Raw genomic sequence first — 15,990 nt, 5'->3', positions numbered from 1 at the left:
AGATAAAGAGCGCATTTCTTGCAACCTTTTGCAAGGCGTGATAACCAGTTTGGTCTTTAGATCTAAAATAAATATACATATTATAATGAGAGAGGTTCGTCGTATGGCCGAAGATGAAATGAATAACAGTGGTGGAGAGCCGGTTTTTGCTGTATTAACTCAATATTTAAAAGATTTATCATTCGAAAACCCAGGTGCTCCTCGTTCATTGCGTACACGTGAAAAATCACCACAAATTGATATCAATATTAACGTCAATGCTAACCCAATTGGTGATGACAATTATGATGTCGTTTTGTCTCTCTCCGTCAAAGCCAATGATGAAACTGAAACCTTATTTCATGTAGAACTGATTTACGGTGGTGTTTTCCACCTTAAAAACATTCCACAAGAACATGTTATGCCATTGGTCTTTATTGAATGTCCCCGTCTTTTATTCCCATTTGCTCGCCAAATTATATCTAATGCTACTCAAAATGGTGGTTTTCCACCTTTATGGATTGATCCTATTGATTTTGCAGCCCTCTTCCAAAAGCGTCTCGCTGAAGAACAAAACGACAATCAAATACAACCCTCTTAAAAAATTTATTCTTTTGCTATCATAAAGCCCCTTAATATATTATTGGTATATTAGGGGCTTTTTTTCTTTAGACGACTTTTGCGGCATGATAAGCCGCAAGCATTGCGATATTGACAACATCTGTATCGCTTCCACTAAACGGTACAATTTGGACAGATTTTTCCAATCCAATTAAAATAGGACCAATGATGGTTGCTCCACCAAGTTCTTGTAACATTTTGCTTGCAATGGAAGACGCGTGATATCCAGGCATAACCAAAATATTAGCGGGCTCTGTTAATCCCATAAATGGATATTGCTGCATCAATTTGGAATTGAGTGCCACATCAGCGCTCATTTCTCCATCAAACTCAAAATCAACCTTGCGTTCATGCAAAATATTAATCGCATCCTGAATTTGCTGTATGATCTGCCCTTTCATATAACCAAACGTAGAAAATGCTAGAAATGCTACCCGTGGTTGATATCCAAATCCACGTACAAACGAAGCGGTTTGTTCCGCTATATCCGCAAGTTCTTCAGCATTAGGATTTTCATAAACGGCTGTATCCGCAATAAACACAGTTCGTCCACGGCAAATAGCCATTGAAATACCAATCAATCGTTCTTTTGGTTTTTCATCAATCGCACGACGTATATCGATCAGCGCTGTTTCATAATTGCGTGTCACCCCTGTAACCATTGCATCAGCATCTCCTAGTGCCACCATACACGCAGCAAAATAATTGCGATCATTATTGATACGACGATGACAATCACGCAACAGCCAGCCTTGACGCTGCATCTTTTTATAAAGATAATTCGCATAAGCATCTGTACGGCAAGAAAGCTTAGCATTCATAATAGAAATACCTTCACGCTCCAGATCAATTCCAGCGATAACAGCCGCTTCTCTTACTTGCTCTTCACGACCAACCAAAATCGCTTGTCCTAATTTTTGATGAACATAGGAAACGGCCGCCCGCATAACTTGCTCTTCTTCACCTTCTGCAAAGACAATTTGTTTTGGCGCTTGACGAACATGATTATAAATCCCACGCATCATCGAGGAAGTAGGATCACGTCTCGCATTCAAATCGCGCTCATAGGCCTCTAAATCATCTATGTTCTTTTGCGCAACACCACTTTCCATTGCTGCTTTTGCTACCGCTATTGAAACAACCGTTAATAAACGCGGATCAAAAGGAACAGGGATGATATAATTAGGACCAAATTTTAATCGCTTTCCACGATAAGCTTCTGCAACGCTGTCAGGCACTTCTTCGTGCGCTAAATTAGCAAGAGCCTTTGCCGCAGCAATCTTCATGTCTTCATTAATAACTCTTGCACGCACATCAAGTGCACCACGAAATATATAAGGAAAGCAGAGAACATTATTAATCTGATTTGGATAATCGGAACGCCCTGTTGCGACAATGGCATCATGACGCACTTGCATAACCTCTTCCGGCGTAATTTCTGGATCAGGATTAGCCATAGCAAAAATGATCGGCTGTGGTGCCATGGATCTTACCATTTCAGGAGTAAGAGCGCCTTTAGCAGAAACCCCAAAAAATATATCTGCTCCTTCCATTGCTTCCATAAGCGTACGTTTATCTGTTTGAATAGCATGCGCAGATTTCCATTGATTCATTCCCTCTTTGCGGCCTTCATAGACCACACCCTTTGTATCACATAATATGATATTTTCGGAACGAAAGCCCATCGCTTTAATCAGTTCAATACAAGCAATCCCTGCAGAACCAGCACCATTACAGACTAACCGCGTATTTTGCATATCGCGCCCTGTTAAAGTCAAAGCATTGAGAACACCAGCAGCAACAATAATTGCTGTACCATGTTGGTCGTCGTGAAAAACAGGTATATTCATCACCTCGCGTAGGCGGCTTTCAATCATAAAGCACTCTGGCGCCTTAATATCTTCAAGATTAATTCCACCAAAAGAAGGTTCTAAATGACGCACCAAATTGATAAAACTTTCTGTATCGTTTATATCAATTTCTAAATCAATGGAATCAATATCCGCAAAACGCTTAAACAGCACTGCTTTGCCTTCCATGACCGGCTTAGAGGCAAGGGCTCCTAAGTTACCTAACCCTAAAATAGCGGTTCCATTTGAAATAACAGCAACAAGATTGCCTTTTGCTGTATAATCATAAGCTAACGCTGGATTTTGAGCAATTGCCTTAACTGGAACTGCAACACCTGGTGAATAAGCAAGTGCTAAATCATGCTGTGTTGCCATAGACTTTGTTGCAACAATCTCAAGCTTTCCTGGTCGACCACGACTATGAAAATCTAGAGCTTCTCGTTCGCTCGCACTGTAAACAGTTTGAGACATTTTCTGATCCTGCTCGCTCTCTTTCATCTCACTTTATTTTCTCCAAAAACAGTGTAAATTTTGCTTGATAATGCGTATAGTCATTAAATTTGATTCATATATTAGAAATCGCTATTCTTGCCTTAGCAAATCTGATGATGCGTTGCAATTTAGAGATAAATAGATATTGAAGTAAACAAAAAAGAGTAAAAACTTCACTTAAAGGAAACAGGCCTCATACAAATGGATAAAAAAGACAACCATAAAAATAATTTAATTCCACAGCCTGCCTCCTCATCTGCTTCCTCTCAAGAACGTCTGACACCTATGATGGAGCAGTACATAGAAATCAAAGCCGTACATCATGATTCTCTTCTCTTTTACCGAATGGGGGATTTTTATGAATTATTTTTTAATGATGCGATTGAAGCTGCTCAGGCTTTAGGAATCACACTCACAGCACGCGGAAAACATTTAGGACAAGATATTCCTATGTGCGGTGTTCCCGTTCATGCTGCTGATGATTATTTACAAAAACTGATTGCTTGTGGTTACCGAGTTGCTGTTTGTGAACAAATAGAAGATCCTGCTGAAGCAAAAAAACGTGGCTCAAAATCTGTTGTTCGGCGTGATGTTGTTCGCCTTGTGACACCTGGAACAATAACAGAAGAAAAACTCCTTGATCCAACACGCGCAAATTATTTGATGACACTTTCCCGTCTAAAAACTAGCGATGGAGAGGAATTTGCTCTTTCTTGGATTGATATCTCAACAGGCATATTTCGTGTAACAGAAAGCCGCCAAGAAAAACTTTTAGCAGATATTATGCGTGTGGATCCACAAGAAATCATTGTTGCTGATTCATTCTTTCATGATAAATCTCACAAATCACTTTTTAATGTTCTTGACCGTATCATTTCACCTCAACCTGCTTGTCTCTTTGATGCACTAACCGCTGAACGCGATATTTGCAATTATTTTAAACTCTCAACTCTTGAAGGTGTTGCTGATTATTCACGTTCCGAACTCTCTGCAATTGTAGCTGCTATTCGTTATATCGAAAAAACACAAATAACGCATCGTCCTCCCCTCATGCAGCCTGAGCGCCAAAATGAAAGTGCAACTCTTTTTATTGATGCCGCAACCAGATTAAGCCTTGAACTTATTCGTACGACATCAGGTCAACGGGATGGAAGTTTATTAAAAGCTATTGATCGCACTGTAACAGGAGGAGGATCACGCCTTCTTATTGACCGCCTTATTGCTCCCCTCACCACTCCTTCAGCTATTGATACGCGTTTGGATTCTATCGATTTTTTTCTACGTAATCCTTCTCTTGCAGAAGCGATAAAGCTTATTTTAAAAGGGGGACCAGATATGCCCCGCGCCGTTTCACGTTTGGCTCTTGGACGAGGAGGTCCCCGTGATATGGCGACAATCCAGCGCGGCTTTGAAATCATTCGTGAATTGCATCAACTTCTTAATAATGAGCTTCTGCCTCAAGAAATAAGTGATGTACAACAGATGTTCTCAAACTTACCCACAGCGTTATACTTTCATTTAGAACAAACATTAGCTGATGATCTCCCACTCCTTAAACGTGATGGTGGTTTTATTCGTTCAAATTATCATAAAGAGCTCGATGAAATGCGTGCTTTACGTGATGAATCGCGCCGTGTCATTGCTGAACTTCAAGCGCAATATGCCCAAGAAACAGATATTAAGACGCTTAAAATAAAGCATAATAATATTCTAGGTTATTTCATTGAAGTAACCAGTACACAAGCATCTGCTCTTACAAATAATCCACAAGCTAAAGCACGTTTTATTCATCGGCAAACAATGGCAAATGCTATGCGTTTTACGACAACAGAGCTTGCTGACCTTGAAAGCCGTATTGCCCATGCTGCCAATCACGCATTAACACTTGAACTAGAGATTTTTGATATTCTCGTTCAGGAAATTACCGAACAAGTTGATTTTATTCGTAAAGCCTCTGAAGCACTTGCTATTTTAGATGTCTCTGTCGCCTTAGCATATCTTGCTGAAGAACAAGGATATTGCCGCCCTAAAATTGATCTTTCACTTACCTTTCATATCACAGCAGGACGCCATCCTGTCGTCGAGCAAGCACTCCGCAAACAAGCAGCAGAACCTTTTATTGCCAATAATTGTGATCTCTCTGTGCAAGAAAATCAGCAATATGCAGCAATCTGGCTGTTGACAGGGCCTAATATGGGAGGAAAATCAACTTTTTTGCGGCAAAATGCTCTCATTGCTATTATGGCGCAAATGGGGTCCTTCGTTCCAGCGACTTCAGCACATATTGGTGTCGTTGATCGCCTGTTTAGTCGTGTCGGGGCTTCCGATGACCTTGCACGGGGACGCTCAACCTTTATGATGGAAATGGTTGAAACAGCAACGATTCTCAATCATGCTAGCCACCATTCCCTTGTTATTCTTGATGAAATAGGGCGTGGGACATCAACCTTTGATGGACTTTCTATTGCTTGGGCTGCCGTTGAATATCTCCATGAAGTTAACCATTGTCGTGCTATTCTCGCTACCCATTTTCATGAAATGACTGCACTTACCGAAAAACTTGACAGACTGCATAATGTAACCATGAAAGTCAAAAATTGGGATGGTGATGTAGTTTTTCTTCATGAGGTCACACCAGGAGCTGCTGACCGTTCCTATGGTGTACAAGTCGCAAAGCTTGCTGGACTTCCCCCAGCAGTTATTACACGAGCAACAGATGTACTCCATCAATTAGAACAAGGTGAAATGGCTGGAAAAGGACATAAACTCATTGATGATTTACCGCTCTTTTCTCTTAAAGCAACATCTCCCGTCAATGAAGCAAGAAACAAACATTGTGTACTTCACGAAGCTTTAAAAAATATCCATCCCGATGAACTCTCTCCTAAACAAGCTTTAGAAGCAATTTACCACCTCAAACAGCTTGAAAAGAGCAACCCTTTATAGAAAACGGATGTTATTTTTTATTAAAAAGCTTTCTTAATAGGAGATAAAGTATCCCTTTTTGATATGCCACAGCATAAACTGTTGTTTACCGTATTCCCATCGCTTTTCTACACAATATATTTTGATAAGTGTAATGCATATAGAGGCAAAATCCTATGTATTATATTTCATATTTCCTTAGATCAATATTGGCCCGTATACAAAAAATTGGTCAATGTCGAATATTTTTACAAGATAGTCGTTTTTTGCAAAGATTGTCATGAAATCTCCTCCACCTTGCAAATACGCAATATTTAATGAATTATGCTTTTTCATAATCAATATTATTGTTATCATAGCAACAGTTTTAGTTTAAAGCTGTCGGTGTTGGGATGCCACTCCATTTTGCATAATAACTTCACAGATAATGGGTCTCGCATTTTCTTCACATTTTAAGTTATAAAGAGCTCTTTTACTGTTTTCATATGAACCATATAATCAAATATATCACAGCAGTATTTTATTTTCCTAAACATCCTTGAACTCCTTCCCGCATCTCAAAGGATAAGGATTTTCATTCGAATCAAGTCTGCAAACAGTCCAGATTCTAAGAGATTTACCTTGACTTCCTAGTCATGTGATTCACCTAAACTCAAAGCCTGATAAACAAATCTAAGAATATTCACCACACACTAAAAAAATACTTAAATATATTAAGAAGAATACCATATATCACAGCTCTAAATGACAGTGTTTTACGGTATTGCAAGATAATGCCACCACTACAATAAATATCTTTCATAAATATGAGTAACAAGAAATCGTAATTTCGTATAAAATTGGAATATGATATGAAAAGTAATCATACCATATCTATCTTTATCTGTCTTACCTAGCTGCTAAAATAAGCAATCCTCAGCAGCTTTTAGTTGTATTGATAGCTTTTTAATCATACTCATCATGACTCGAAATATTCTGTTAAGTTCATAAACTCATAAAATAATTAGCTTAGAATATCGTGCAAAAGATGCAAAAAATCAGAATACTATCTCTCTTTTATAAGACGCGTCATTCATCTCATCAAATATTACGTACTGCACCCTTTGCAGCAGATGTGGTCATCGCTGCATAGGCTTTGAGAGCCTTTGAAACTTTACGCTGACGCTTCTCAATCGGTTGCCAAGCACCTTTTCCTTTTGCTTCCATCTTAGCACGGCGCTGCTTCATCTCAATATCATCCACCAACATATGAATTCTACGATTTGGAATATCAATTTCTATGATATCCCCCTCCTCTACCAACGCAATTTCTCCTCCTTCAGCAGCTTCTGGTGAAATATGTCCTATCGAAAGCCCTGAACTTCCCCCTGAAAAACGCCCATCTGTAACAAGTGCACAAACCTTGCCCAATCCTTTAGATTTGAGATAACTTGTTGGATAAAGCATTTCTTGCATTCCAGGTCCACCACGTGGACCTTCATAACGGATTAAAACAATTTCACCTGTTTTAATCTTATCAGTTAATATAGCTGAAACAGCTGAATCTTGGCTTTCAAAAATTCTTGCCGGACCTTTAAAAGTTAAGATTGATTGATCAACGCCTGCTGTTTTTACAATGCAGCCATCTTTTGCAAGATTTCCATAAAGAACTGCCAATCCTCCATCTTGTGAATATGCATGTTCCCTATCGCGAATCACACCTTTTTCACGATCAAGATCAAGGGTCTCATAGCGACAAGATTGGCTAAAAGCTGTCTGTGTTGGAATACCACCAGGAGCAGCACGATAAAATGTACGAACTGTTGGTTCATTAGTTTGTTTCACATCCCAACGGTAAAGAGCTTCTTTCATTGTTTTTGCGTGAACCGTATAAGTTGACGTATCAATGAGTCCTGCCGCATCCAGTTCACCTAAAAGCCCCATAATACCACCAGCGCGATGAACATCTTCCATATGTACATTCGCGACAGCAGGAGCAACCTTACATAAAACAGGAACACGACGTGAAAGATGATCAATATCCGTCATGGTAAAATCCACTTCACCTTCTTGCGCCGCGGCTAAAAGATGCAGTACTGTATTGGTTGATCCCCCCATAGCAATATCAACGGTCATTGCATTTTCAAAAGCCTTGCGTGAAGCAATAGAGCGCGGCAAGACTGTTTCATCATCTTTTTCATAATAACGTTTAACCAATGCAACAATCTGTTTTCCAGCTTCTTCAAAAAGCATCCGTCGATCTGCATGTGTTGCTAACATTGATCCATTTCCGGGAAGCGAAAGCCCCAATGCTTCCGTTAAGCAATTCATGGAGTTGGCTGTAAACATTCCTGAACAAGAACCACATGTAGGACAAGCAGCACGCTCCATTTCAGCAACTTCTTCTTCTGAATTCTGTTCTGAAGCTGCTGCGACCATGGCATCGACCAAATCAACCCTTAGATCTTGATCCTTCCATTTAATCTTACCTGCTTCCATAGGACCGCCGGAAACAAAGATTGTCGGAATATTCAACCGTAAAGCAGCCATTAACATACCAGGCGTAATTTTGTCACAATTAGAAATACAGACAAGTGCATCCGCACAATGTGCATTAACCATATACTCTACAGAATCAGCAATGATTTCACGTGAGGGCAAAGAATAGAGCATTCCATCGTGCCCCATCGCAATTCCATCATCTACAGCAATGGTATTAAATTCTTTCGCAACACCACCGGCTACTGCTATCTGTTGTGCGACTAATTGCCCAAGATCTTTTAAATGGACATGCCCTGGTACAAATTGTGTAAAAGAATTCGCAATCGCAATAATGGGTTTACCAAAATCAGTATCTTTCATCCCTGTTGCACGCCAAAGTCCGCGGGCTCCTGCCATATTACGCCCGTGGGTCGATATTCTTGAACGGTAAGAAGGCATTATTTTTTTCCCCTCAAATAATTCCATTTTGCTTGTTGTGCTGTAACTTCATTATAAAAACAAGAGCTTTAATATTCAAAAGAGAAAAATACCTTGTACTGAGGCATTTGAAGCACAAAATTAAAAGCTCTGCATAAACTTTTTCATAAGGCCTTTGTTTTTTTATTACCTGTTAATCAACATCTAATCCCTGTGCAATTCCACGTTTGAGACAAATATCAAAACGCTTCAGTGTGGCACGAACTGTTCCAGATTTTTGTATGCAAGATTTGGCCAGATTTGGTAGGTATATTGAATCTATCTGTTTGCGTAATTTCTGGAACAAGAAGACAGCCTAATTTGGAAAGAATATAAAAGCATCATGTAAAAATCTATCATCTCCTTACAATTCAGCTTTACACTTTTCAAAAGCATTCATAGCAATATCTTTTTAATAATGATGACGCATTATCTCATGCTTTTGTTTTTACACTCTTCAATGGAGTTACTCCCCTTAGGAAGAACAGAACACCCCAAACAAAATACACTTTTATAGCCTTCATGTACTCATTTTAAAGAAACATCTTTCAATGCGCTCGAGCCCATTTCACGATAGCGCCCATGAATGGTATAACAGCCCCCGTGAATAATATAAATCTATAAGGGACATCTTCACATTTATGAAGAAGCAAACTGACACCATCATACATTTTTTCATCCCCAATATTGTGAACGTCCTTGGTAATTAAGGCAATTAAAAAGAAATATTTTTATTCCTTTCTTCAACTGTTTTTATCCACAGAACTCTCCCTGCTTATGACATACAAGCAAGAGACTTTAATTGTTGCAATATAAGAAGATCTCAAATGAGAGAGCCTTATGATATTCGGGACTCTCATTCCAGTTGTAAAAAATTAATTATGAATATAAACCAATACTTATCTCATTATAAATCACATTACACCCTTTACGAAAAAACAGATAAAATTTATAAAGAGTACAGCGTTTTCTCATCAGGTAATCTAGTGCAGAGTTACAATTTGTAGTTCATGCTCATTGGCTCCAGCAAGAGCGATAGAACGCTCATCGGATAAAATGATAGGATAACCTGTTTCACCAAAGAGAGCCCATATCGTAATTCCTGGGGTCATTGGTGGAAGATCTGGAAAATTTTTAGCCAAATCATCTGTACAAACTTTTTTTAAATAGGCAATCTGTCCCGCATCAGAGTAGGATGTGTTCTGAAACGACAAGTTCTGTTTATGTTCTCCCATTTCACTGTTCCTTTACGCCTTAACTTTTATGACTCACCACTACTGACTTTAATTGGAATCTGTTTTATTTCTTTTTTTAACTTTGGTTGATACAGATTAATTGATAAAAGACCATTTTTCAACTCTGCATTTGTAACATGCATCCCTTCCGCGAGAACAAAGGTTCGCTGGAATTGTCGCGCAGCTATACCGCGATATAAATATTGATGATTTTGGTTGTCTGTTTGTTTACCATGAATAACCAATTGATTATCATCGAGCAAAATATTAAGATGGTTAACCTTAAATCCAGCAACAGCCAAAGTTATCCGGATATGATTTGCATCATCATTTTTATGCAAACGTTCAATATTATAGGCTGGGTAAGCCTCATCAGCTTTACCGATACGTTGCAATATTTTTTCTACGGTTTCAAACCCTAAAAGAAAAGGATTGGAGAAAGGTGTCACATGTGTCATTCATGAGTATCCTCTTTAAAAAGGCTTTACTTGACCAAACTCTATAAAAGCGTTCGCTGCATTCCTCTCATATGGCGAGCGTGAATGATAACTTCAAGAGAGAAGATTTAAGAGAGTTCAATGCCTCAAAGTACCATAAAATTATCAAAAGTGCGAAATTTATCTGGTATATTATATAATGAAAGTGAAATTGAAGAAATATTTCACCGTTTTTCTGTGCAACGTCCAGCGCCTAAGAGTGATCTTATCTATACAAATATTTTTACGCTTTTGGTTGCCGTTGTGCTTTCGGCTCAAGCGACAGATGTAAGCGTTAATAAAGCGACAAAAGAATTATTTCGCCTTGCTGATCAACCGGAAAAAATGGTTGCATTAGGAGAAGAAGAAATAGCACATCATATCCGTTCAATTGGTCTTTGGCGAGCAAAAGCACGCAATGTTTATGCACTTTGCAACTGTTTAATTGATTGTTATGGCGGTCAAGTACCTGATACGCGTGAAGCACTTATGTCCCTTCCTGGAGTGGGGCGCAAAACGGCTAATGTTGTTTTGAATGTTGCTTTTGGTCAGCCTACATTGGCAGTAGATACACATATTTTTCGCTTAAGCAATCGTCTTGGTTTAGCGCCTGGCAAAACACCGGAGATTGTTGAGAAAAAATTATTAAAGATTATACCAATCCATTATCTTCGTCATGCACATCATTGGCTGATTTTACATGGACGCTATGTTTGCCAAGCACGTAAAGCACAATGTAGGCAATGCATTATTGCTGATCTATGTAAAGCAGCTATCAAAACAAATGCTATTCCGGCACCTTTAGTTGAGCTTCAAGGCAATGGAGCTCCGATTTTTTTGTAATACGGTCTTGCTATTTTGTGTATACTAGCTTATGGAAACACTATTAGAACCGCCCGGCAGGGCATGCCGTGGCTGTTTAAATGCTTGTTCAAGCGTTGGTCCGCTTGAGTGAATAAAATGTTTGATTGAATAAATTAATGTACGGAGTAGCAAAATGCCCAAGATGAAGACCAAATCATCCGCTAAAAAGCGGTTTAAAATCACTGCGTCAGGCAAAATTAAAGTAGCAGCTGCCGGTAAGCGCCACGGTATGATTAAGCGTTCGAATAAATTTATTCGCGATGCACGTGGAACAATGGTTTTGTGTGAACAAGATGCTAAAAAAGTCGTTCAGCATTATTTGCCGAATGGTGTTTAAACCTTACGCTTTTGATTTTGAGGAGATTATAATATGGCACGTGTGAAAAGAGGTGTGACAGCACACGCTAAGCACAAAAAAGTTCTTAAACAGGCTGAAGGTTTTTACGGTCGTCGTAAAAATACCATTCGTGCAGCTAAAGCAGCAGTTGATCGTTCAAAGCAATACGCTTATCGTGATCGCAAAAATAGGAAACGTACTTTCCGTGCTTTGTGGATTCAGAGAATTAATGCGGCTGTTCGCGCAGAAGGTTTAACTTATGGACGTTTTATTGATGGTTTATCAAAAGCCGGTATTGAGGTTGATCGTAAGGTTCTTTCAGATATAGCGATCTATGAGGCAGAAGCATTTTCTGCTTTAATTGCCTCGGCAAAAAAGGCTTTGGAATATTTAAAAGATACGACACCTAATGCTTTCGAAGGCGCTGTCAAATAAGCCAGTCGTGTTCTCTTAAAGCATTCATTTATTCGAGGTCCCGTGCTGGCTATTGCGAGTGCGGGTTTTTCTTTATTAAAAAATAGGCAAAAATATGAATGATATTGAGCGTCTGGAACAAGAAATTTGTTTAGCCTTAGAGGCAGCGGGTGATGAACAAGCACTTGAGGAAGTGCGTATTGCAGCATTGGGTAAAAAAGGTAGTATCTCTGAAAAATTAAAAGAATTAGGAAAAATGGATGCTGGCGAGCGTCATAAAGTTGGACCAGTTCTTAATGGATTAAAAAATCGTATTTTAGAATTATGGGCACAAAAGCGTGATCTTCTGAAAAGACAGGCAATGGATGCTCGGCTTTCTCGTGAAACAGTTGATGTTACCTTGCCTGTTCGCTCTTCACCTATAGAACGGGGGCGCATTCATCCTATTTCACAGGTAATTGAGGAAATTATTGCCATTTATACGAAGTTGGGTTTTTCTCTTGCAGAGGGACCTGATATTGAAACAGATTATTATAATTTTACGGCATTGAATTTTCCTGAAGGGCATCCAGCACGAGAAATGCATGATACCTTCTTTTTTGATGTCGATAAAATGGGAGAACGAAAATTATTGCGGACCCATACATCACCTGTACAAATTCGCACACTAGAAAAACAAAAAGCACCGATACGGATCATTATTCCTGGAAAAACGTACCGCATGGATTCGGATGCAACACATTCTCCCATGTTCCATCAGGTAGAAGGTCTTGTCATTGATAAAACCTCCACCATTGCCCATATGATGTGGTTACATGAAACCTTTTGTAAAGAATTTTTTGAAGTTCCCTCTGTAAAAATGCGTTTTCGTCCCTCTTTTTTCCCTTTTACCGAACCATCTATGGAAGTGGATATTCAATGTGATCGTTCTGGTTCAGAAGTAAAATTCGGAGAAGGACAGGATTGGTTGGAAATTTTAGGATGCGGAATGGTGCATCCTCATGTGTTGAAAAATGTTGGTTTAGACCCCGATGAATATCAAGGCTTTGCTTGGGGAATGGGCATTGATCGTATTGCCATGTTGAAATACGGTATGCCTGATTTACGGGCTTTTTTTGATGCCGATCTGCGTTGGTTAGACCATTATGGCTTTCGTTGCTTTGATATGCCTGCTTTTTTTCCTAATAGAAATATGTGATCTTAGTCATCGCTTTCATGTGAGGTTTTAAAATGAAATTTACATTGTCGTGGTTAAAAGATCACTTAGAGACAAATGCATCTTTAGATGAAATTTGTGAGAAACTAACAGCTATAGGTCTTGAGGTTGATTACGTTGATGATCGGTCTTCTTTAAAAGGTTTTGTGATTGCAAAAGTTTTAACTGCAATAAAACATCCTGATGCAGATAAACTCCAGATTCTGTCCGTCGATACAGGGATTTCTACACCTGTTCAAGTTGTCTGTGGAGCACCAAATGCGCGTGCAGGTCTTGTTGGTGTTCTGGCACTACCAGGCACTTATATTTCAGGACTCGATGTGACATTATCTGTAGGAAAAATCCGCGGTGTTGAAAGTTTTGGGATGATGTGTTCGCAAGCGGAGCTTGAATTATCAAATGAACATGACGGGATTATCGAACTTCCAGAAGATGCACCTATTGGAGATTCATTTGCAGCTTATGCTGGTTTAGATGATCCGATTATTGATATTGGTTTGACCCCCAATCGCTCTGATTGTACAGGTGTTCGTGGTATTGCCCGTGATCTTGCTGCCACCGGAATGGGAAAATTAAAAGAATTATCCTTGTCAAAATTTGAACCTTCCTTTGAAACACCTCTCGATATTTCATTAGATTTTTCACAAGATTCATCATTATGTTTAGGTTTTGCTTGGCGTGAAGTTCGCAATGTTCAAAATGGAGCATCGCCACAGTGGATGCAACAGCGTTTGAATGCAATTGGTTTGAGACCGATTAATGCGCTTGTTGATATGACCAATTACATCAGTTTTGACCTTGGTCGTCCACTCCATGTTTTTGATGCAGATAAAATTAAAGGTAATTTGTGTGTACGTTGTGCTCGTGAGGGAGAACAGCTTCAAGCACTGAACGGAAAAATCTATCATTTGGGCGCTAAGAATTGTGTCATTGCAGATGACGATGGGATTGTTTCGATTGCCGGTATCATGGGCGGTGAAAGAACGAGTTGTGATGAAACAACACATCGTGTTATTATTGAATCGGCGCTTTGGGATGCGAAAAACATTGCACAAACAGGAAGAGCATTAGGTCTTATCAGTGATGCGCGTTATCGATTTGAACGAGGTGTTGATCCGGCTTTTATGGAAACAGGGCTTGAGATTGCAACAGAATTGGTCTTACGTCTTTGTGGTGGTGAAGTATCTAAGAAGAGGATCGCTGGCTATCAGCAACAAGAAATCAAACAGATCGTTTTTCCTTTTTCTGAAATTAAACGTTTAACCAATTTGGAAATAGAGCCTGAAAAAGTCATCTCTATTTTAACAAAACTTGGATTTTTCGTTGAAGGAAAAGGAGATGTCGTTACAGTAAAAGTACCATCATGGCGCCCTGATATTATGGGGAAAGCCGATTTGGTGGAAGAAGTCATGAGGATTTATGGGCTAGATAAAATTAAACCTATTCCTTTGGAAAACTTCGCAGAAGGAAAAGATCAAATTTTAACATGCGCACAAATTCGTTCACGTGCTACACGTTTGGCTTTAGTGCAACGTGGTATGAAAGAAGCGGTAACATGGTCTTTTATTTCTGAAAATCAAGCTCTTGCTTTTGGAGGAGGTCAAGAAAAGCTTAAATTGGTTAATCCTATTGCTGCTGATATGTCAATGATGCGTCCTTCCCTTTTACCTGGTTTGATTATGGCGGCACAGAGAAATGCTGATCGTGGTTTTTCCGATCTTGCTTTGTTTGAAGTTTCCAATATTTATGAAGGCGATACCCCTGATAAACAACACCGTGTTGTTAGTGGGATTCGTCGTGGAACAGAGCAATTTAAAGGGGCTGGTCGTTTTTGGAATGGAAATGCAACCGTCGTTGATGTTTTTGATGCCAAAGCAGATGCTTTAGCTATTTTAGAGGCATGCGATATGGATGTTGGAAAAGTGCAGATTGAAGTTGGAGCGCCCGATTGGTATCATCCTGGTCGTTCAGGTGTCATAAAACTTGGATCAAAGATTATTCTTGGTTTTTTTGGTGTTTTTCATCCTGCTACATTAGAAAAGTTAGATGTCAGTGGCCCTTTATGCGGCTTTGAAATTTTTCTAGACAGAATTCCAGAATCAAAGAAAAAAACGACCAAAAGCCGTCCTCCTTTGAAACTCTCACCTTTTCAAATGGTGCGGCGTGATTTTGCCTTTATAGCGGATAAAACTGTTGCCTCTTCTCTTATTATTCGTGCGGCAAGTGGAGCCGATAAAAAACTTATTCATTCAGTGCAGATTTTTGATATTTTTGAAGATTTAAGCTTTGGCGAAGATAAAAAATCTGTTGCGATTGAAGTAACTATTCAGCCCATAGAACGGACTCTAACAGATGAAGATTTAGAAAAGCTTGCCTTAAAGATCGTGGATAATGTTACCAAAATGACAGGTGCATATTTGCGCTACTGAGTATTTTCATTTTTTATGAGATATTTTACATGAAGTGGGAGCATTTTTGAGTGCTCCCTTTTTATTTGGCATTCAAGAGCGATAGAGCTTCTTGAAAGCGGTGCTCCTTACCAAAACAAGCTGCTTAAATCATCAATTTTTTCAATATGAAAAAAACTATTTCTAAACATCTTGAAAAGTTATTTTTTCTCTTAATCCTTCATTGCAAATGTAAA

11 protein-coding genes are annotated in these 15,990 nt (G+C 39.1%); 7 read left to right on the top strand and 4 right to left on the bottom strand.

What is annotated here, in order from left to right:
- Positions 1–103 precede the first annotated feature (103 nt).
- A complete protein-coding gene (gene secB, locus ACFIJK_RS02420) occupies positions 104–580 on the top strand; it encodes a protein-export chaperone SecB (RefSeq protein ID WP_375625440.1) in 477 nt (158 codons plus the stop codon).
- A gap of 67 nt (positions 581–647) precedes the next feature.
- Here secB and ACFIJK_RS02415 read toward each other — a convergent pair whose 3' ends face one another.
- The gene (locus ACFIJK_RS02415; RefSeq protein WP_375626236.1) at positions 648–2,948 is read right to left on the bottom strand and encodes an NADP-dependent malic enzyme; all 2,301 of its coding nucleotides are present in this window, start codon (positions 2,946–2,948) and stop codon (positions 648–650) included.
- A gap of 195 nt (positions 2,949–3,143) precedes the next feature.
- On the opposite strand from ACFIJK_RS02415, the gene mutS reads away from it, so the two are divergent.
- Positions 3,144–5,888, top strand: coding sequence for a DNA mismatch repair protein MutS (mutS, locus tag ACFIJK_RS02410; RefSeq protein WP_375626234.1), 2,745 nt, complete (start codon positions 3,144–3,146; stop codon positions 5,886–5,888).
- 1,059 nt (positions 5,889–6,947) lie between these two features.
- Here mutS and ilvD read toward each other — a convergent pair.
- From ilvD to ACFIJK_RS02395, 3 genes are all read right to left on the bottom strand, one after another.
- A complete protein-coding gene (gene ilvD / locus ACFIJK_RS02405) occupies positions 6,948–8,786 on the bottom strand; it encodes a dihydroxy-acid dehydratase (RefSeq protein WP_375625443.1) in 1,839 nt (612 codons plus the stop codon).
- A gap of 1,001 nt (positions 8,787–9,787) precedes the next feature.
- Positions 9,788–10,039 carry a DUF1150 domain-containing protein gene (locus ACFIJK_RS02400; RefSeq protein WP_012754519.1) on the bottom strand — a complete coding sequence of 84 codons (252 nt, stop codon included), beginning with the start codon at positions 10,037–10,039 and terminating at the stop codon, positions 9,788–9,790.
- Between the two features lie 26 nt (positions 10,040–10,065).
- Positions 10,066–10,497 carry an Hsp20 family protein gene (locus ACFIJK_RS02395; RefSeq protein ID WP_375625445.1) on the bottom strand — a complete coding sequence of 144 codons (432 nt, stop codon included), beginning with the start codon at positions 10,495–10,497 and terminating at the stop codon, positions 10,066–10,068.
- A 120-nt stretch (positions 10,498–10,617) separates the two neighbouring features.
- Here ACFIJK_RS02395 and nth point away from each other — a divergent pair, with 120 nt between their 5' ends.
- The 5 genes from nth to pheT all read left to right on the top strand — a co-directional run bounded on the left by nth (position 10,618) and on the right by pheT (position 15,775).
- A complete protein-coding gene (nth, locus tag ACFIJK_RS02390; protein ID WP_375626231.1) occupies positions 10,618–11,358 on the top strand; it encodes an endonuclease III in 741 nt (246 codons plus the stop codon).
- 154 nt (positions 11,359–11,512) lie between these two features.
- Positions 11,513–11,716, top strand: a complete 204-nt coding sequence (gene rpmI, locus ACFIJK_RS02385; protein WP_012754516.1) for a 50S ribosomal protein L35 — start codon at positions 11,513–11,515, stop codon at positions 11,714–11,716.
- Positions 11,717–11,749: 33 nt separating this feature from the next.
- Positions 11,750–12,151, top strand: a complete 402-nt coding sequence (gene rplT / locus ACFIJK_RS02380; protein ID WP_375626228.1) for a 50S ribosomal protein L20 — start codon at positions 11,750–11,752, stop codon at positions 12,149–12,151.
- A 94-nt stretch (positions 12,152–12,245) separates the two neighbouring features.
- Entirely contained in the window at positions 12,246–13,328 is a 1,083-nt protein-coding gene (gene pheS, locus ACFIJK_RS02375) for a phenylalanine--tRNA ligase subunit alpha (RefSeq protein WP_375626226.1), read from the top strand.
- A gap of 32 nt (positions 13,329–13,360) precedes the next feature.
- Positions 13,361–15,775, top strand: coding sequence for a phenylalanine--tRNA ligase subunit beta (pheT, locus tag ACFIJK_RS02370; protein WP_375626224.1), 2,415 nt, complete (start codon positions 13,361–13,363; stop codon positions 15,773–15,775).
- Positions 15,776–15,990: the final 215 nt, after the last annotated feature.

Origin of the sequence: Bartonella sp. PS17NMGDW, assembly GCF_042193555.1 — a bacterium.
In the GTDB taxonomy this organism is placed as follows: Bacteria; Pseudomonadota; Alphaproteobacteria; order Rhizobiales; family Rhizobiaceae; genus Bartonella; species Bartonella grahamii.
The sequence above is the reverse complement of the archived record's forward strand: the minus strand, read 5'-3'. Positions and strand labels throughout refer to the sequence as shown.

Excerpts from the sequence above, each read along its gene's own strand:
- ACFIJK_RS02415 (WP_375626236.1), bottom strand. The coding sequence starts at position 2,948 with ATGAAAGAGAGCGAGCAGGATCAGAAAATGTCTCAAACTGTTTACAGT.
- mutS (WP_375626234.1), top strand. The coding sequence starts at position 3,144 with ATGGATAAAAAAGACAACCATAAAAATAATTTAATTCCACAGCCTGCC.
- ilvD (WP_375625443.1), bottom strand. The coding sequence starts at position 8,786 with ATGCCTTCTTACCGTTCAAGAATATCGACCCACGGGCGTAATATGGCA.
- ACFIJK_RS02395 (WP_375625445.1), bottom strand. The coding sequence starts at position 10,497 with ATGACACATGTGACACCTTTCTCCAATCCTTTTCTTTTAGGGTTTGAA.
- rpmI (WP_012754516.1), top strand. The coding sequence starts at position 11,513 with ATGCCCAAGATGAAGACCAAATCATCCGCTAAAAAGCGGTTTAAAATC.
- secB (WP_375625440.1), top strand. The coding sequence starts at position 104 with ATGGCCGAAGATGAAATGAATAACAGTGGTGGAGAGCCGGTTTTTGCT.
- ACFIJK_RS02400 (WP_012754519.1), bottom strand. The coding sequence starts at position 10,039 with ATGGGAGAACATAAACAGAACTTGTCGTTTCAGAACACATCCTACTCT.
- pheS (WP_375626226.1), top strand. The coding sequence starts at position 12,246 with ATGAATGATATTGAGCGTCTGGAACAAGAAATTTGTTTAGCCTTAGAG.
- nth (WP_375626231.1), top strand. The coding sequence starts at position 10,618 with ATGCCTCAAAGTACCATAAAATTATCAAAAGTGCGAAATTTATCTGGT.
- rplT (WP_375626228.1), top strand. The coding sequence starts at position 11,750 with ATGGCACGTGTGAAAAGAGGTGTGACAGCACACGCTAAGCACAAAAAA.
- pheT (WP_375626224.1), top strand. The coding sequence starts at position 13,361 with ATGAAATTTACATTGTCGTGGTTAAAAGATCACTTAGAGACAAATGCA.